The 16,705-nt window shown below is 65.5% G+C and carries 16 protein-coding genes; 7 read left to right on the top strand and 9 right to left on the bottom strand.

Annotated features, from left to right (window positions below; genetic code table 11):
* Positions 1–54 precede the first annotated feature (54 nt).
* The 3 genes from LQ955_RS11505 to LQ955_RS11515 are packed head-to-tail and all read left to right on the top strand — an operon-like array spanning position 55 to position 3,104.
* Positions 55–1,851, top strand: a complete 1,797-nt coding sequence (locus LQ955_RS11505) for a hypothetical protein (RefSeq protein ID WP_231024678.1) — start codon at positions 55–57, stop codon at positions 1,849–1,851.
* A gap of 30 nt (positions 1,852–1,881) precedes the next feature.
* A complete protein-coding gene (locus tag LQ955_RS11510) occupies positions 1,882–2,442 on the top strand; it encodes a TetR/AcrR family transcriptional regulator (RefSeq protein ID WP_231024679.1) in 561 nt (186 codons plus the stop codon).
* Positions 2,443–2,465: 23 nt separating this feature from the next.
* The gene (locus tag LQ955_RS11515; protein WP_231024680.1) at positions 2,466–3,104 is read left to right on the top strand and encodes a hypothetical protein; all 639 of its coding nucleotides are present in this window, start codon (positions 2,466–2,468) and stop codon (positions 3,102–3,104) included.
* 30 nt (positions 3,105–3,134) lie between these two features.
* Here LQ955_RS11515 and serA read toward each other — a convergent pair whose 3' ends face one another.
* Positions 3,135–4,724: a phosphoglycerate dehydrogenase gene (gene serA, locus LQ955_RS11520; protein WP_231024681.1), complete on the bottom strand. Its 1,590-nt coding sequence runs from the start codon at positions 4,722–4,724 to the stop codon at positions 3,135–3,137.
* Positions 4,725–4,825: 101 nt separating this feature from the next.
* On the opposite strand from serA, the gene LQ955_RS11525 reads away from it, so the two are divergent.
* The gene (locus tag LQ955_RS11525; protein WP_231024682.1) at positions 4,826–5,224 is read left to right on the top strand and encodes a DoxX family protein; all 399 of its coding nucleotides are present in this window, start codon (positions 4,826–4,828) and stop codon (positions 5,222–5,224) included.
* Between the two features lie 10 nt (positions 5,225–5,234).
* Here LQ955_RS11525 and LQ955_RS11530 read toward each other — a convergent pair whose 3' ends face one another.
* Complete coding sequence (locus LQ955_RS11530; RefSeq protein WP_231024683.1) at positions 5,235–5,594, bottom strand: hypothetical protein; 360 nt, start codon at positions 5,592–5,594, stop codon at positions 5,235–5,237.
* 1 nt (position 5,595) lies between these two features.
* Positions 5,596–6,243 carry a hypothetical protein gene (locus LQ955_RS11535; RefSeq protein WP_231024684.1) on the bottom strand — a complete coding sequence of 216 codons (648 nt, stop codon included), beginning with the start codon at positions 6,241–6,243 and terminating at the stop codon, positions 5,596–5,598.
* Between the two features lie 67 nt (positions 6,244–6,310).
* Here LQ955_RS11535 and LQ955_RS11540 point away from each other — a divergent pair, with 67 nt between their 5' ends.
* Positions 6,311–6,688 carry a hypothetical protein gene (locus tag LQ955_RS11540; protein ID WP_231024685.1) on the top strand — a complete coding sequence of 126 codons (378 nt, stop codon included), beginning with the start codon at positions 6,311–6,313 and terminating at the stop codon, positions 6,686–6,688.
* Positions 6,689–6,808: 120 nt separating this feature from the next.
* On the opposite strand, the gene ilvC is transcribed toward LQ955_RS11540, so the two are convergent.
* The 4 genes from ilvC to ilvD form a co-directional block, all read right to left on the bottom strand.
* Positions 6,809–7,834, bottom strand: a complete 1,026-nt coding sequence (gene ilvC / locus LQ955_RS11545) for a ketol-acid reductoisomerase (protein WP_231024686.1) — start codon at positions 7,832–7,834, stop codon at positions 6,809–6,811.
* A 46-nt stretch (positions 7,835–7,880) separates the two neighbouring features.
* Positions 7,881–8,390: an acetolactate synthase small subunit gene (gene ilvN, locus LQ955_RS11550; protein WP_231024687.1), complete on the bottom strand. Its 510-nt coding sequence runs from the start codon at positions 8,388–8,390 to the stop codon at positions 7,881–7,883.
* A 3-nt stretch (positions 8,391–8,393) separates the two neighbouring features.
* Positions 8,394–10,223: an acetolactate synthase large subunit gene (locus LQ955_RS11555; protein ID WP_231024688.1), complete on the bottom strand. Its 1,830-nt coding sequence runs from the start codon at positions 10,221–10,223 to the stop codon at positions 8,394–8,396.
* Positions 10,224–10,321: 98 nt separating this feature from the next.
* Positions 10,322–12,016 carry a dihydroxy-acid dehydratase gene (ilvD, locus tag LQ955_RS11560; protein ID WP_231024689.1) on the bottom strand — a complete coding sequence of 565 codons (1,695 nt, stop codon included), beginning with the start codon at positions 12,014–12,016 and terminating at the stop codon, positions 10,322–10,324.
* Positions 12,017–12,108: 92 nt separating this feature from the next.
* Here ilvD and LQ955_RS11565 point away from each other — a divergent pair, with 92 nt between their 5' ends.
* Complete coding sequence (locus LQ955_RS11565; protein ID WP_231024690.1) at positions 12,109–13,227, top strand: GGDEF domain-containing protein; 1,119 nt, start codon at positions 12,109–12,111, stop codon at positions 13,225–13,227.
* Positions 13,228–13,345: 118 nt separating this feature from the next.
* On the opposite strand, the gene otsB is transcribed toward LQ955_RS11565, so the two are convergent.
* Together otsB and otsA are read right to left on the bottom strand one after the other, a co-directional pair.
* Entirely contained in the window at positions 13,346–14,107 is a 762-nt protein-coding gene (gene otsB / locus LQ955_RS11570) for a trehalose-phosphatase (protein WP_231024691.1), read from the bottom strand.
* Positions 14,107–15,705 (bottom strand): alpha,alpha-trehalose-phosphate synthase (UDP-forming), encoded by a 1,599-nt coding sequence (gene otsA, locus LQ955_RS11575; protein WP_231024692.1) that lies wholly within the window; start codon positions 15,703–15,705, stop codon positions 14,107–14,109. Before otsA ends, otsB begins: the two co-directional genes overlap by 1 nt.
* A gap of 87 nt (positions 15,706–15,792) precedes the next feature.
* Between otsA and LQ955_RS11580 the strand changes: the two genes are divergently transcribed.
* A complete protein-coding gene (locus LQ955_RS11580) occupies positions 15,793–16,698 on the top strand; it encodes a sugar phosphate isomerase/epimerase family protein (protein WP_231024693.1) in 906 nt (301 codons plus the stop codon).
* The last annotated feature ends 7 nt before the right edge of the window (positions 16,699–16,705 follow it).

Raw genomic sequence — 16,705 nt, forward strand, 5'->3', positions numbered from 1 at the left:
ATACTGTGAAGAGTGACCCTCACTGACAAAACCTCACTTAGCACGCGCTCGAGGGTGATCCGCGAGATCGTCAGCGCGATTCTCGCCGCCGTGATCTCGGTGGCAGGGGCCATCATCGCTCTTCGCATCAGCCCCACCGACATGATGCAGCGCTGGCAGATCAGCAGCCCCGACGGGGTGCTGCATTATCTGCTCTTCGTGAACAGTACGCAGACGTTCTCGTACACGACGAACCCGAACCTGGGATTCCCGTCGGGTCTCGACGCCTTCTTCGTGGCGCAGGTCGACATGCAATCGGCACTCGCCATGAGCGTGCTGGCCGCCATCGTGCACAACGGAATCCTGTCGCACAACCTCTACGTTCTCGGCACGTTCGCGCTCGTCGCCCTGGGTGGGTACGCCTTCTTCCGGGCCCTGCGCATCCGGCGTTGGCTGTCGGTGCTGTTCGCGGTGATCTTCAGCCTCGCGCCCTATCACTTTCTGCGCGTCTGGTACGGGCACACGTTCATCGAGAACTACTGGATCGTGCCGCTCGCCGGCATTCTCGTGCTCATCGCCGCCGGGCCGCGAACGAACCCGTTCACCGCCTGGGCGGCACGCGCCTCGTCGCGCCGCGGGCGAATCGTGCGCACGGCGTTGCCCCCGGTCATCCTCTCGCTCGTCGTCGCCACCGGTGAGCCGTACTATTTCGTGTTCGCGGTGCTCATCGTGGGCGGCGTCTGGCTGTTCGGCGCGTGCGGGGCACTCATCACTCGCACTCCGTGGCGCACCATTGCGGCCACGGCTATCGTTCCCGTGAGCCTGGTGTTCTTCGTGGGCATCAACCTGCTCGTGATGGCGCAGAACTACGGCGTGCGTTACCAGTCATATGCCGGGGCACGGCTGATCTCCGACTCCGAAATCTACTCGGGCAAGCTCATGTCGTTGTTGTTGCCCTGGCTCGGCTCCGGTTTTCCGGGTGCCAGTCGGCTGGCGAACCACTACGCCTCGGCCAGCAACGTGCTGCCCTACACCGAAGCGACGGGCACGCCGATGATCGCCAGCGTGGGCATGATCGCTCTGGTGCTCGTAGTGCTGATCGGCATTCTGGTCGGCAACCGCACCCTCGCAGACACCTGGGTCAACCGAATCGTCACCGACCCCCGCACCCGGGTGCTGGCCGTGGCTTTGCTCTGGGCGTTTCTGTTCTTCGTGGTGTCGGGGCTCGGTGTCGCGGTGGCCATGGTCGCCGGAACCCAGGTCAGAGCCTGGGTGCGCGTGTGCATCTTTCTCACGCTCTTCGGTCTGGCGTTCGTCGCCATGGTCGTTAACGCGTTGCCGTCGAAGTACGGCATCCGCATCGGTGTGGCCGGGCTGCTGGCTGTCGTGGCCGTCTTCGACCAGGTGGTGGGGGTCGCCGCGGCCGTACCGCTCAAGCCGACCGCCGACGACAACATCAAGGCCTACGTCGCCGCCGCCGACAACGCTCTGCCCAACGGTTGCGGCGTCGTACAGCTGCCGATGGCGGGTTTTCCCGAGACTCCACCGACCGATTCCATGCCCGAGCACGAACTGGCGCTGCCCTTCTTGTACACGACGCCCGGCGACATCCGCTGGAGCTACGGTTCGGTCGACGGAACGGTCGGTCGCAAGCTGTGGACCGATGCGAACACGCCCGACTTGTTCGGCACCACCGTGAAGTCGACGGGGGCGTGCGCCATCTCGGTGAACCTCGACGGGTACTCCGATCACGTGGATGCGTGGAAGCCCTTCGTCGCGGCCGCGGGCGGTAATCCCGATGCCCCGACGGTCACGTCTCCCGATGGCGGCATTCTGCTCTTCACGGTCGGCGGCGCCACCAGCAATGGCTAGCGTGCGCCTGAAACGCCTTAGCATGGGTAAATGACTCAAGCGCCGTCGGCTCGTGATCGTGTGCTCGACGCGTTCGAGAACATTCTGATCACGCACGGTGAACGAGCTGCAACGCTCGACGCCGTGGCGGCAGAAGCCGGCGTGAGCAAGGGCGGCCTGCTCTACCACTTCGGGTCGAAGGATGCCCTGGTCGACGGCCTCGTCGAGAGACTGTCTGGGCTGGTCGACGACGATGTGCAGAACATCCGCACGGCCCCCAACGGCGTGGTCGACTACTTCGTACGGAGTTCGGTGAACACCGAGAGCCCGCTCGACCGTGCCATCATCGCTGCGACGCGGCTGGCCCAGGGTTCGCAGCCGAAGGCGCAAGAGGCTCTGCGGTCGATGCAGCGCGCGTGGTTCGATGTCGTTGCGGAGGCGGTCGGCGACCCGGCGGTTGCGCGAACGGTCATGCTCATCAGCGACGGGCTGTACTACAACTCTGCTTTGCTGCCCACCTCGCCGACCGAGACGTCGAGTCGAGCCTCGCAGAACATGGATGAACTCGTGGGCATCGTGCAGGAACTCGTGCGGGCCAAACAGCCGCATTGATCGTGCGCCCCTTATAGTGTTCTGTGACACTTTCGGGGGGAGCGGTTTTGCCACAACACGACGAGAACACTTCGGGTATAACGAGCACATCGGGTGAGGCGGGCTCCGTCAGTCGCCGTTCGGTGATGAAGGCCGCCGCGTGGTCGGCGCCGGTCGTCGCACTCGCGGTCGGTGCTCCCGCCGCCTCAGCCAGCACGTCGACGGTGACGATCCTCTTCGTGGCGTCGGAACTGAAGCTGCACCACTCGACGACATTGAGCGTTCTGGTGGGCATCCACAACACGGGAACAACAGATGTGAGCGACGCCGCGCAGATCGTGCTGTCGGGCATCCCCGACGACCAAGTGGACTTCGCTTACGACACCAGCCAGACGCATTACGTTCCGGCGAGTGACGACACCGAAACCACTGCGACCGACGTTCAGAATGAAGACTTCACACTGGCAGCGCATCAGGAAGGTGACTCGACGTACACGCTGGTCTCGACGCGCAACATCGCGGTTGCGGCGGGCACCACCGTCTATATCTTCTTCACATTGACCTGGCCCGCTGATAACCCGCACCCCGAGTTCTTCGTCATCGCCGGCTCGTTCAGTTTCGGCCATGGCAATGACGCGCACGGATCGAGCGACACGGTGCAGATCGACTACACCGAAGGGTAGCGCCGGGCATCCGAGGCCCGGCATGGTGCGTTACTCGGTTATGTCGATCTCGGTGAGAACGTCGGCGTCGATCGCGAGGCGAACCCGTTCGAGCAGCTCGTCGGGCGCGGGCGAGTCGATGGTGAGCACGCTGAGGGCCTTGCCGCCCGCGGTGGTGCGAGCGATCTGCATGCCGGCGATGTTGATCGACGCGTCGCCGAACTCCTTGCCGTAGATCGCCACGATGCCGGGGCGGTCGTCGTAGATCATGACGAGCAGGTGCTGGGCGAACGGCACCTCGACGTCGTAGCCGTTGATCTCGACGATCTTCTCGATCTGCTTCGTGCCGACGAGCGTGCCCGAGACCGAGAGCTGCGAGCCGTCGCTGAGAGCGCCGCTCAGGGTGAGCACGTTGCGGTACTCCTCTGACGTCGGGTCGGTGATGAGGCGCACGGTGACGCCGCGCTGTTCGGCGAGCAGCGGCGCGTTCACGTACGAGACCGACTCGCTGACGACGTTGCTGAAGACGCCCTTGAGAGCGGCGAGCTTCAAGACGCTTACGTCGAAGGCTGCAATCTCGCCGCGTACGACCACGTCGAGGCTCGTGAGCGGACTGTCGGCGAGGCCGGAGAAGAGCTGGCCGAGCTTCTCGATGAGGGCGATACCCGGGCGCACGGTCTCTTCGATGACACCGCCGGCCACGTTTACGGCGTCGGGAACGAGTTCACCCGAAAGGGCGAGGCGCACCGACTTGGCGACCGAGACGCCCGCCTTCTCTTGCGCCTCGTCAGTGGATGCCCCGAGGTGCGGTGTGACGATGACATTGTCGAGCGCCAGCAGGTCGAGGTTCTTCGGGGGCTCGCTCACGAACACGTCGAGGCCGGCTCCGGCGATGACGTTCGCGGTCAGCGCACGGTAGAGCGCGTCTTCGTCGATGAGCCCGCCGCGGGCCACGTTCACGATGAAAGCCGTGGGCTTCATAAGGGCGAGCTGGGCATCCGAGATCATGCCCGTGGTCTCAGGCGTCTTCGGCATGTGGATGGTCACGAAGTCGCTCTGGGCCAGAAGCTCGTCGAGGCTCAGCAGTGTGACACCGAGCTGCTGGGCACGCGCCGAGGTGACGTAGGGGTCGTAGGCGACGACGTTGACGCCGAAGGCCTGCAGGCGCGCGGTGATGAGCGCGCCGATGCGGCCGAGGCCGATGATGCCGAGTGTCTTCTCGTAGAGCTCGACGCCCGTGTACTTCGACCGCTTCCACTGCCCCTGAGCGAGGGCCGCATGCGCGGCAGGGATGTGCCGGGCGAGGCTGAGAATGTGGCCGACCGTGAGCTCGGCAGCAGAGATGATGTTCGACGTCGGGGCATTGACCACCATGACGCCGGCCTGGGTGGCCGCCTTGATGTCGACGTTGTCGAGGCCGACTCCGGCGCGTGCGATCACCTTGAGCTCCGGCGCCGCGGCGATGGCCTCTTCGTCGACCTTCGTCGCCGAGCGCACCAGAATGGCGTCGGCGGTCGCGAGCGCGGCCAGCAGCGCGGGTCGGTCGGTTCCGTCGACGTTCACCACATCAAAATCGGGCCCGAGGGCTTCAACGGTGGCGGGAGAAAGTTCTTCTGCGATCAGCACGACCGGTTTTGACACGAAAGTGGTTCCTTACGGGGGGAGTAACAGCACTGTGGGGCGTCGGCGGCAGGATCGCGGGCGACGTAGCCCCTCAACTTTAGTGCCTGCAGAATGGGAGCATGGAACCGCAGACGCTCGACGTCATACAGCTCGTGATCGCGATCGTGTTCGGCGCGGTCTTCGTGTTGATGGGCATCAACCATTTCGTGCCGTCATCGAGGCGCACGATGGCTGCGATGATTCCGCCGTCGATGCGCTGGTCGGGGGCGCTCAACCCCCGCAGCCTGGTGCTGATCACCGGCGTCTGCGAGATCGCGGGCGGCATCGGGTTGTTCATTCCCGTGCTGCGGCCGATCGCGGCCGTCGCGCTGGCTGTCTTTCTCGTCGCGGTGTTTCCCGCCAACGCGTATGCCGCAGCCCATAAAGGCCGCTTCGGCGCGCTCGCCATTCCCCTCGTGCCGCGTGCGATCGGCCAGATCGTGATGATCGCGCTGCTGCTCGTCGTGGCGTTCGGCTAGGCGGGCTCGGTCAGCTGTTGCTCAGCACTGCCGCGTACAGACTCTGCAGGTCGAGGGTGATCACCGCAGTCAGGGCGAACCCGACGATGAAGACAACGGCTGAGGCGACCGCTGTGAGACGCCGGGTACCCCACAGCGCGATGGCATAAATCACGACCGGCGCCGCTACCAGACCGATAAGCGCCGCGAGGGCTCCACCGGGCATCGCAACTCCGAACGAAGCGAAGTTCTGATTCACACCGATCAGGTTCGACAGTCCGCCGAAGACGGCGAAGGCGTAGACGAAGGCAAAGACCACGGCGACCACCCAGCCGACTCGGCTTCGGCGGCGCTTGCCGGTCACGGTGGTATCTATCGAATCAGCAGTCATGTCAGTACCCCGTCACGAACGGCCACGGAACGAGCACGATCACACCGATGATCAGCCACAGAATGCGCGTTCTCACCGGCCGTTTCGCGCCAAGCAGCAGCGTGGCGATGAACCAGAGCGCCGGCGCGAAGATCGTGAGCACCGACAGAACGGCCTGCACGATTCCGCCGAGCCCGGAACCGGTGGGCGGGTTGCGCAGAAAGCCGACGAGCCAGCCGATCGTGTAGAGAAAGAGTATTCCGCCGAAAATACCGAAGGCGATCAGCGCCGCCGAACTGAGCGGCTGCGAGGCTGCTTCGGCGTCGGCCAGTTCCTGCTCGGCAGCGAGGTCATCCGCCTGGTCGGCCTGTGCGGCGCGCGCATCGGCCACGGCAGCGGCGTTGGCGGCCGCGACGGCCTCGGTGGGTGCGGCTGCGGATGCCCAGCGGGGCGAGCCCGCGACATCCACCCGTGCCGGCGTCGCAGCGGCGGGACCGGTCGCTTCGGCGGGCACAGCCACAGCGGCGGGCTCGGCCACTTCGGCGGGCGCGGATACGGGCTCGAGCTCGGACTCGGGCGCGTCTTCGGAGTCGTCGAGCTCGGGGGCGACGTAGGTCGGATCGTTCTCGTCACCCCAGCTCAGGGCTTCGTCGTCAGACCCGCGTTTCATGCCTTCAGGCTACCCGGTCAGGGCCGTGGCCTTCGCTGTGAGGCACCAGTGTCATTACGATGGGCGCATGGCCGCAGTCGACTACTTCATCACGGGTGATCACGATGCAGCACGAAATGCGATTGCGGCGGCGCTGCGGTCGCGGGGGTTCGAGGTGGCGACGTCGCCAGTAGGAGGCTGGAGCCTCACCCGTGGTAGCACCAGCGCCACCGTGTGGCTCGGCGCGTTCGCGGGCAAGAACAATCAGCGGCTCGAGTACTCCATGCAGTTCTTCGAATACGAGGGACAGCTTGTGGCGCGGCTCAACCGCGAGAGCGGCGCCGGCGCCCTCGGCGGTGTCATCGGCGTCTCCCGTTCGGCCGAAGTGTTCACCGAGCTCGACCAGGCCGTCGGCTCCGAGCTGACTCGCCTGCTCATCCTCGCGAACGTCGTGCACTACCCCTGACAGGCCCCGCCCTCGGCCCGACCCCTTCTTTCCGGCCGCCTTCGCTTTCCGGCCGACTTTGCGCAGAAGCACCCAAAACCAACGGTTTGGGTGCTTCTGCGCAAACTGGACGCGGTGGGGTCAGCGCGCAGCGCTGCCCTCGGTGTAGTCGGCGTCGGTCTGCTTCCAGGCGAAGAGGGCGCGCAGCTCGCGGCCGGTCTCTTCGATGGGGTGCTGGGCACCCTTCTCACGCAGGGCGAGGAACTCGGGAGCGCCCGCATCCTGATCGTTGATGAAGCGGGTCGCGAAGGCTCCCGACTGAATGTCGGCCAGAACAGCCTTCATGTTCTCTTTCACGTCGGGCGTGATGACGCGCGGACCCGAAACGTAGTCGCCGTACTCGGCGGTGTCGGAGACGCTCCAGCGCTGCTTGGCGATGCCACCCTCCCACATGAGGTCGACGATGAGCTTGAGCTCATGCAGCACCTCGAAGTAGGCGATCTGCGGCTGGTAGCCGGCCTCGGTGAGCACCTCGAAGCCGTACTGAACGAGCTGTGAGGTTCCGCCGCAGAGCACGGCCTGCTCGCCGAACAGGTCGGTCTCGGTCTCTTCGGTGAACGTGGTCTTGATGCCGCCGGCGCGAAGGCCGCCGATCGCACGAGCGTACGACCAGGCGAGCGCCCAGGCCTGGCCCGAGGCATCCTCTTCGACCGCGACGATCACGGGAACACCACGGCCGGCCTCGAACTCGCGGCGCACGGTGTGACCCGGGCCCTTCGGAGCCACGAGAACCACATCGGTGCCCTCGGGCGCCTGGATGTAGCCGAAGCGAATGTTGAAGCCGTGCCCGAAGACGAGCGTGGAGTTCGGCTTGAGGTTCGGCGCGATGTCGGCGGCGTAGATGCCGCGCTGGTGCTGGTCGGGAGCGAGGATGACGATCACTTCGGCCCAGGCGGTGGCGTCGGCGACCGAGAGCACCTCGAAGCCGGCCTCTTGCGCCTTGACGATCGACTTCGACCCGTCTTTCAGGGCGACCTTGACCTCGACGCCGGAGTCACGCAGGTTCAGCGCGTGGGCGTGACCCTGCGAGCCGTAACCGACGACGGCTACCTTTTTCGACTGGATGAGCGACAGATCGGCGTCTGCGTCATAGAAGATTTCAGTCACTTGAGTTCTTGCTCCTTGTTAGTTGCGATGGATGGAAAGTATGTGGTCAGTTTTTGTAAACGCGCTCGGTGATCGACTTGCTGCCGCGCCCGATGGCCAGCAGCCCCGACTGCGCCAGTTCCTTGATGCCGTAAGGCTCGACGACCCGCAAGAACGCATTCGTCTTACCGGTGTCACCGGTCACTTCGATCACCAGAGCATCCGTCGACACATCGACGACGCGCGCCCGGAACAGGTTGACCGCCTCGAGCACGTGCGAGCGGGTCGAGTTGTCGACCTTCACCTTCACGAGCAGGTGTTCGCGCTGCACCGACTGGGTCTGGTCGAGTTCGACGATCTTGATCACGTTGATCAGCTTGTTCAGCTGCTTGGTGACCTGCTCGAGCGGAAGCTCTTCGACGTCGACCACGACGGTGATGCGCGAGAGACCCTCGATCTCGCTCTTACCGACGGCGAGCGACTCGATGTTGAAGCCGCGGCGGGCGAAGAGCCCGGCGACACGGGTCAAGAGGCCGGGTTTGTCTTCGACCAACAGGGAGAGAACGTGGTGGCTCATGGTCTACTCCGCATCCCACTCGGGGGCGTGCTCGCGGGCGTACTGCACCTCTGAGTTACCCACACCCTGCGGAACCATCGGCCACACCATGGCATGCGGGCTCACGACGAAGTCGATGACCACGGGGCGGTCGTTCGTTTCGTTCGCCAGCTTGATCGCGGCATCCACGTCTTCTTTCTTGGTCACTCGGATGCCCAGCGCACCATATGCGTCGGCCATCTTCACGAAGTCGGGAATCATGATGGTTCCGTCTCCCGTGTTGAGGTCGGTGAACGAGTGCCGGCCGTCGAAGAACAGCGTCTGCCACTGGCGCACCATGCCGAGCGAGGAGTTGTTGATGATGGCGACCTTGATCGGAATCTTATTGATGGTGCAGGTGGCCAGCTCTTGGTTGGTCATCTGAAAGCAGCCGTCGCCGTCGATGGCCCAGACCGTGCGGTCGGGGTTCGCGACTTTCGCACCCATGGCGGCAGGCACGCCGTAGCCCATGGTGCCGGCTCCGCCCGAGTTCAGCCAGGCGTTCGGGCGCTCGTACTTGATGAACTGCGCGGCCCACATCTGGTGCTGGCCGACACCCGCGGCGTAGACCGCCTCGGGGCCGGTGATCTGACCGATGCGCTCGATGACGTACTGCGGCGAGAGCAACCCGTCGTCGGGCTCGGTGTAGCCGAGCGGGTATTCGGCCTTGAGTTCTTCGAGTCGAGTCCACCACTCGGAGATGTCGGGCTTCGGCCCGGCATCGGGCCCGGTGATGAGAGCTGCGTACGCAGCCGTGAGGTCGACGATCACCTCGCGGGCGTCACCCACGATGGGAACGTCGGCCACGCGGATCTTCGAGATCTCGGCCGGGTCGATGTCGACGTGTACGATCTTCGCGTCGGGCGCGAACTCGCTCACCTTTCCGGTCACGCGGTCGTCGAACCGGGCACCGAGCGAAACGAGCAGGTCACTCTCTTGCAGCGCGAGAACGGCGGGTACGGTGCCGTGCATTCCGGGCATCCCGAGCATCTGCGGGTGCGAGTCGGGAAACACGCCGCGCGCCATCAGCGTGGTGACCACGGGCACGCCCGTCAGTTCGGCCAGCTTCAGCAGTTCGGCGGCTGCGGATGCCCGTACCACTCCCCCACCGACGTAGAACACCGGGCGCTTCGCCTCGGCGAGCAGCGCCGCGGCGGCCTGAATCTGCTTGCCGTGCGCCTTGATGACGGGGCGGTAGCCGGGCAGGTCGACCTTCGGCGGCCAGATGAACGGCGCGAACGCCTGCTGGGCGTCTTTCGTCACATCGACCAGAACCGGGCCTGGGCGGCCGGTCGAAGCGATGTGGTACGCAGCGGCGATGGTCGCGGGCACGTCTTCGGGGCGCGTGACGAGAAAGGAGTGCTTCGTGATGGGCATCGTGATGCCCGAGATATCGACCTCTTGGAACGCGTCGGTTCCCATGAGCGTCGAGAAAACCTGGCCGGTGATGCACAGCAGCGGCACCGAGTCCATGTACGCGTCGGCGATGGCGGTGACGAGGTTCGTCGCACCGGGGCCCGAGGTGGCGATGGCCACCCCGACGCGGCCAGTGGATGATGCGTACCCCTCGGCAGCGTGACCGGCACCCTGTTCGTGGCGCACCAGAATGTGGCGAATGGCCGACTGCGACATGAGCTCGTCGTAGAACGGCATGATGGCGCCGCCCGGGAGGCCGAAGACGTCGGTGACGCCCAGCTTCTCGAGAGAGCGCAGAATGGCGGCAGAACCGTTGAGAATCTCGGGCTCCGCGTTCACCGCGCTCGGCCGCGCGGGGGCGCGACTGGCAGACGGCACGGGGATTGATTCCGTGGACATAAGAAGTGATCCTAAAAATTAGCTAGCGAGGTGTTGCCTGTGGTCGGTGCGGCCCGAGAACCTCGGGGAACGCCGCCATCGGCAACCTGGTGAGGCCGCTACCCGGTGATCGCGCCAACAGCAGCTGAATGCACGAGCTTGGAGTATTTAGCCAGAACGCCACGGGTATAGCGCGGAGGAAGCGGAGCCCAGCCGTCACGGCGGGCTGCAAGCTCAGAAGGCTCGACAAGTAGGTCAAGCGAGCGAGCTGCGATATCGACCCGTATTAGATCACCATCGCGCACGAAGGCAATCGGACCTGCGTCGACTGCTTCGGGTGCTATGTGGCCGATGCAGAGGCCGGTTGTGCCGCCCGAGAATCGTCCGTCGGTCAATAGTAGTACATCTTTACCGAGGCCTGCGCCCTTGATGGCGGCGGTGATGGCGAGCATTTCACGCATGCCGGGGCCGCCCTTGGGCCCCTCGTAACGGATGATCACCACGTCGCCGTGCTTGATCTCACCGTTGGTCAGGGCATCCATCGCGCCGCGTTCGCGCTCGAACACCTTTGCCGGGCCCTCGAACACCGATGCGTCGAAGCCAGCCGTCTTCACTACGCCGCCCTCGGGTGCGAGCGAGCCCTTCAGCACGGTGAGGCCGCCGGTGGGGTGGATGGGGTTGTCCAGCTTGCGCAAGACGTTGCCGTCGAGCTCGGGAATGTCGAGCGCGGCGAGGTTCTCGGCGAGGGTCTTGCCCGTGACGGTGAGCGCATCGCCGTGCAGCAGCCCGGCATCCAGCAGCGCCTTCATGAGCACGGGAAGGCCGCCGTGGCGGTCGAGGTCGTTCATCACGTACTTGCCGAACGGCTTCATGTCGGCGAGGTGCGGAATCTGGTCGCCGATGCGGTTGAAGTCGTCGATGGTCAGCTCGACCTCTGCCTCATAGGCGATGGCGAGCAGGTGCAGGATGACGTTCGTCGAGCCGCCCAGCGCCATGGCGACGGCGATGGCGTTCTCGAACGCGTCTTTGGTGAGGATGTCGCGGGTGGTGATGCCCAGGCGCAGCATGTTGACCACGGCCTCGCCCGAACGGTGCGCGTAGTAGTCGCGGCGGCGGTCGGCGCTGGCGGGGGATGCACTGCCGGGCAGGCTCATTCCGAGTGCTTCGGCGACACTCGCCATGGTGTTGGCCGTGTACATGCCGCCGCAGGCACCCTCGCCCGGAGCGAAGGCGCACTCGATGCGCTTGGCGTCGGCCTCGCTCATCGTGCCGGCCTTCACGCCGCCGACGGCCTCGAACGAGTCGATGATGGTGATGTCTTTCTCGGTGCCGTCGCTGAGCTTCACCCAGCCCGGCGCAATCGATCCGGCGTACAGAAAGACGCTGGCCAGGTCGAGGCGGGCCGCTGCCATGAGCATGCCGGGCAGCGACTTGTCGCAGCCGGCGAGCAGCACCGAGCCGTCGAGGCGCTCGGCCTGCATGACGGTCTCGACCGAGTCGGCGATGACCTCACGCGATACCAGCGAGAAGTGCATGCCCTCGTGACCCATGGAGATGCCGTCGCTGACCGAAATGGTGCCGAACTGCAGGGGGTAACCGCCGCCGGAGTGCACCCCCTCTTTCGACGCCTGCGCGAGGCGGTCGAGCGACAGGTTGCAGGGGGTGATCTCGTTCCATGAGCTCGCAATGCCGATCTGCGGCTTGTCCCAGTCGGCGTCGCCCATGCCCACCGCGCGCAGCATTCCGCGCGAGGTGGTGGCTTCGATTCCGTCGGTGACAACGCGCGAGCGCGGCTTCATGTCTATTTCGGGCATGTTACGAGTCTAGAACGAACGACCCACCCTTCAGCGACGTTCGTCGCCTCGACGGGCGCCTCTCGGGTATCATCCCCAAAAGGGGGTATTGCATGCCGATGAGGCCGTTTGCGCATCGCACGCCTAAGCAGTTGCGCTCGCTGTCGTTGCAGCTCATCTCGCTGCCCGGATCGCTCTCGCTGCTGATCCTGGCCATCGCCGCCGATTTCAACCCCGATTGGGCTCGCGCGGTCGTCGTGCTCGGGGCGATAGCGGGCGTGGGAGTGTGGGTGGTCGCCCGCTTCACGAAACGGGCGACCGGCTATTTCACGCTGCGCGTGATGGTGCTGACGATGGCCCTGACGACCCTGATCGGTGTGACCATTCAGCCCTCCGCTATCGGCACGATCAGCGCATTCGTTTTTCTCGGCATCGCGGTGGCAGCCTCGGCGTTTCTGTACATGCGCATGGTGGTGGGATTCAGTATTGCGTGCACGGTGCTCGGGGTGCTGGTGATCGTGCTGCGATCATCCATTCCCCTGGTGGCGTCGATCATTTTCGTGGCGCTGATGACCATCACGATTCTGGTGGTGCTCGTGCTACGGCAGTCGCTGCAGGCCGCGCGCGACGAGGCGGTGGCTCTGTCGCTTGCCGACGCGCTGACCGGCCTGGCCAACCGGCGCAGCATGGAGTTGAACGTGCCGCTGATGAGCGCGCTGGCCGAACGCACCAACCAGCAGCTCGGCTGCCTGGTGCTCGACCTCGACCACTTCAAGCAGGTCAACGACTCGTATGGCCACCTGGTGGGCGACGATGTGCTCAAGGTCACAGCGGATGCCCTCATCAAAGCCACTCGTAACAGCGACCTCTGCGTGCGGGTCGGCGGCGACGAGTTCTCGGTGTTCACCATCGTGCAGGGCAAGGCCGAACTGCACGCTGTCGCCGAGCGGCTTCGGTTGGCGATAGCGGAACTGTCGACGACTCCCCCGACGACGGTCAGCGTGGGCGGTGCGCTGCAGAGCGCGGCGGATGCTCGGGGCGCGGCTTCGGGCGGCGGCGGCTCGGGCTCGGGCTCCGGGGCTGGTTCCGGTTCCGGTTCGGATTCGGGTTCCGGTTCGGGCTCCGCGTCGGGATCAAGCTCGGACTCCTCGCTCGACGCCCTGATGCGCGCCGCCGACAGCGCCCTCTACGTAGCCAAGTCGGCGGGTCGCAATCTCGTGAAGATCTCCTGACCGCGCCTGCTCTCGCGCCTTCCCGTCATCTCAATCGACTTGTCGAAATGTGCCCTGAATTCGCGGTTATCGGGGCCTTTTCGAAAAGTCGAGGGCTCGGGAACGAGGAGGCAGGGAGTTAGGCGCGCAGGGAGGCGAGAAGGGCCAGCACGCCGGCGACCTCGCGGGGGTCGGCGACGCGGAACTCGGCGATGGTCGTGCTGGGGCCGCTCTTGAGGCCGACGTCGTGCGGGCCTAACACCGCGAAGGCGTCTTCGTCGGTGACGTCGTCGCCGGCGTAGAAGACGGCGGTGGCCCGGGTGTACTGCTTGAGGTGCAGCAGCGCCTCGCCCTTCGTGGCGCTGCGCACGGAGAACTCGATGACGTTCTTGCCCTCCCGCACGGTGAGTCCGGCGATCGCGGCACGGGTCTCGCTGAGCGCTTGCAGGTGTGCGATACGGCTGTCTTCTTCGGTGGCGAGCCGGGTGTGCAGGGCGAACCCGGCCGGCTTCGACTCGACCCAGACGTGATCGAGCCCGGCCGCAACGTCTTCGAGCACGGTGCGGAGCGCTTCGACCCGCTCGAGCTCCGCGTCGTCGAGGTCCACGGTCGCCGGGCTGTCGAGCCGAAACTCGACCCCGTGCGATCCCACCAGCAGCACCGAATCCGGTACGTCGGCGACGTGCTGCAGGCTCGCCATGGCCCGCCCCGAAATGAGCGCGACCCGAGTGTCGGGTAGCTCGAGCAGCTTGAGCACCGCCGCCCGGGCTTCGGGCAGGGCGCGAGCGTGGGCGGGATCATCCACTTCGAGAGCCAGAGTGCCGTCGAAGTCGAGGGCGACGAGCAGTCGCGCCTCACGGGCCAGCAGGGTGAGCTTGTCGACGAGGGAGGTGTCGCTCACTACTCCGGGTCTCCGTCGTTGCCGTCGCGTTCGGCCGCCGCTTCTGCCGCTTCTGCGGGCCCGCCGCCCTCGGTCTCGGCAGCCGCTTCTGCGGGCCCGCCACCCTCGGTCTCGCCCGCCGCCTCCGCGGCCTCCAACGTGCTCTGCATCAGGGTCTGCTCGGCCAACGCTTGCAGAAACGACTTCGACCAGCGGGCGACGTCGTACTCCTTGACCCGCTTGCGCAGCGCACGCATGCGCCGAGCACGCTCGTGCCGCGGCATCTGGATCGCCCGCATGATCGCCTCTTTGAGGCCCTCGATGTCGTGCGGGTTCACGAGCAACGCCGTACGCAGTTCGTCGGCCGCGCCGGCGAACTCGCTGAGCACGAGTACTCCGTCATTGTCGAAACGCGTGGCGACGTACTCCTTGGCGACGAGGTTCATGCCGTCACGCAGCGCGGTGACCAGCATCACGTCGGCGGCGAGGTACAGCGCCACCATCTCTTCGCGCGGCCGGCCCTGGTGCAGGTAACTGATGGCGGTGTGGCTGATCGTACTGAAGTCGCCGTTGATGCGGCCGACAGTGAGTTCGATCTCGTCACGCAGGGTCATGTACGTCTGCACGCGTTCACGGCTCGGGCTCGCGACCTGAACGAGGCTGGCGTCGGCGACGCTGATCTTCTCCTCGGCAAGCAGCTCGCCGTACGCCTTCAGCCGGTGCCCGATGCCCTTGGTGTAATCGAGTCGGTCGACGCCCAGCATGACGATGTCGGGGTCACCCAGCTCGTTTCTGATCTCGTGAGCACGGGCCTGGATGTCGGGGCGGCGGGCGAGCTCTTCGAAGCTGGCCGCGTCGATCGAGATCGGAAAGGCGCGCGCCGTGACGGTACGCACCTGATGCCCGCGACGGGAGACCTTGGCACGCAGCGGATTGCCCTGCACTTCGGCGGCGTCTTCGATCGGCACCTCGATGCTGGTGCCCTTCGTCGTGTAACCGAGCAAGCGGCGCACCGCTCTGCTGAAGTTGCCCGCGTCGGCCGTGCGCTGAAACCCGATGACATCGGCGCCGAGCAGGCCCTCCACGATCTGTGTGCGCCAGGGCAGTTGCGAGAAGATGCCGTATGCCGGAAACGGAATATGGTTGAAGAAGCCGATCACGAGGTCGGGTCGCATCTCGCGCAGCATCTTCGGAACGAGCTGCAGCTGGTAGTCCTGCACCCAGACGGTGGCTCCGTCGGCCGCCACCGCCGCGGCCGCGTCGGCGAACCGTTGATTCACGACGACGTAGGAGTCCCACCAGTCGCGGTGGTACGTAGGCGGCGCGATCACATCGTGGTAGAGCGGCCAGAGCGTGTCGTTCGAAAAGCCCTCGTAGTACAGCTCGACGTCTTCGGCAGAGAGCGTGACCGGCACGATCGAGATGCCGTCGTGTTCGAACGGTTCGGAGTGGTCGCCGGCGACCCCCGCCCAGCCGACCCAGGCTCCGTCGCTCGCACGCATCACCGGCTCGAGGGCGGTGACGAGCCCGCCGGGTGATGCCCGCCAGGACTCGGAACCATCGGCATCGATGACCTTGTCGACGGGCAACCTGTTGGAAACGACGACGAAGGCGTACATGCGCTCCACGGTATCAGCCGCGCCTGAACGCGCGTTGGTTACGTTGTCTCTACCCCGCGTTCAGGTAACGCCGCTACGCTCAGGCAGATGATTCGTGTAGGCATGAGCACGTCGTGCGTCTATCCGCTGGAGGTCGAAGAGGGTTTTCGGCATGCACAGCTCGCCGGGTACGACGGGGTCGAAGTCATGGTCACTCGTGACGAAGTGACGCAGTCCCCCGAGGCGCTGCGGGCGCTGTCGGCGAAGTATCAGATGCCGATCCTGTCTATTCATGCACCGGTGCTGCTGCTGACGCACTTCGTGTGGGGCAGAGACCCGCAGGTGAAGCTCGAGAAGTCGGCCGAGCTGGCGCGGGCGGTCGGGGCCACAGCGGTGGTCGTGCATCCGCCCTTTCGCTGGCAAGCCGAATACGCCGAGAACTTCTTGCGCATCGTTCGCGAGACGAGCACCGCCTCGGGTGTCGAGATCGCGGTCGAGAACATGTTTCCGTGGAAGGTCAAGGGCTCGAGTCTCAAGGCGTACTCGCCCGGGTGGGATCCGATCGTGATGGACTGCGACGCCGTGACGCTCGACTTCTCGCACGCCGCGCTGTCGGGGCGTGATTCGCTCGAGATGGCCCGTGCCCTCGGGCCCCGGCTTCGGCACATTCATCTCTGCGACGGATCGGGCTCGCTCGACGAAGGCCGGGTGTTCGATGAGCACTTGCTGCCGGGGTACGGCGGCCAGCCGGTCGCCGAGGTGCTCGAGTATCTGTCGAGCAGCGGATGGTCGGGCAGCGTCGTCGCCGAAGTGAACACCCGAAAGGCCAAGTCCGAAGACGAACGGCTCGCCCTGCTCACTGAGACGCTGGCGTTCGGTCGGCAGAGCGCGTGGGAGAAGAAGCCGAAGGCGCTGAAGAAGCGCAAGCAGAAGAAGGCCGACAAGAAGGTGCACAAGGCCGAGAAGAAGGCAACGAAGGATGCCCGCGAGGCTGCACAGTCTGCCGCACCGTGAGCCGCCG

Source organism: Subtercola endophyticus (genome assembly GCF_021044565.1).
Classification (GTDB): domain Bacteria; phylum Actinomycetota; class Actinomycetes; order Actinomycetales; family Microbacteriaceae; genus Subtercola; species Subtercola endophyticus.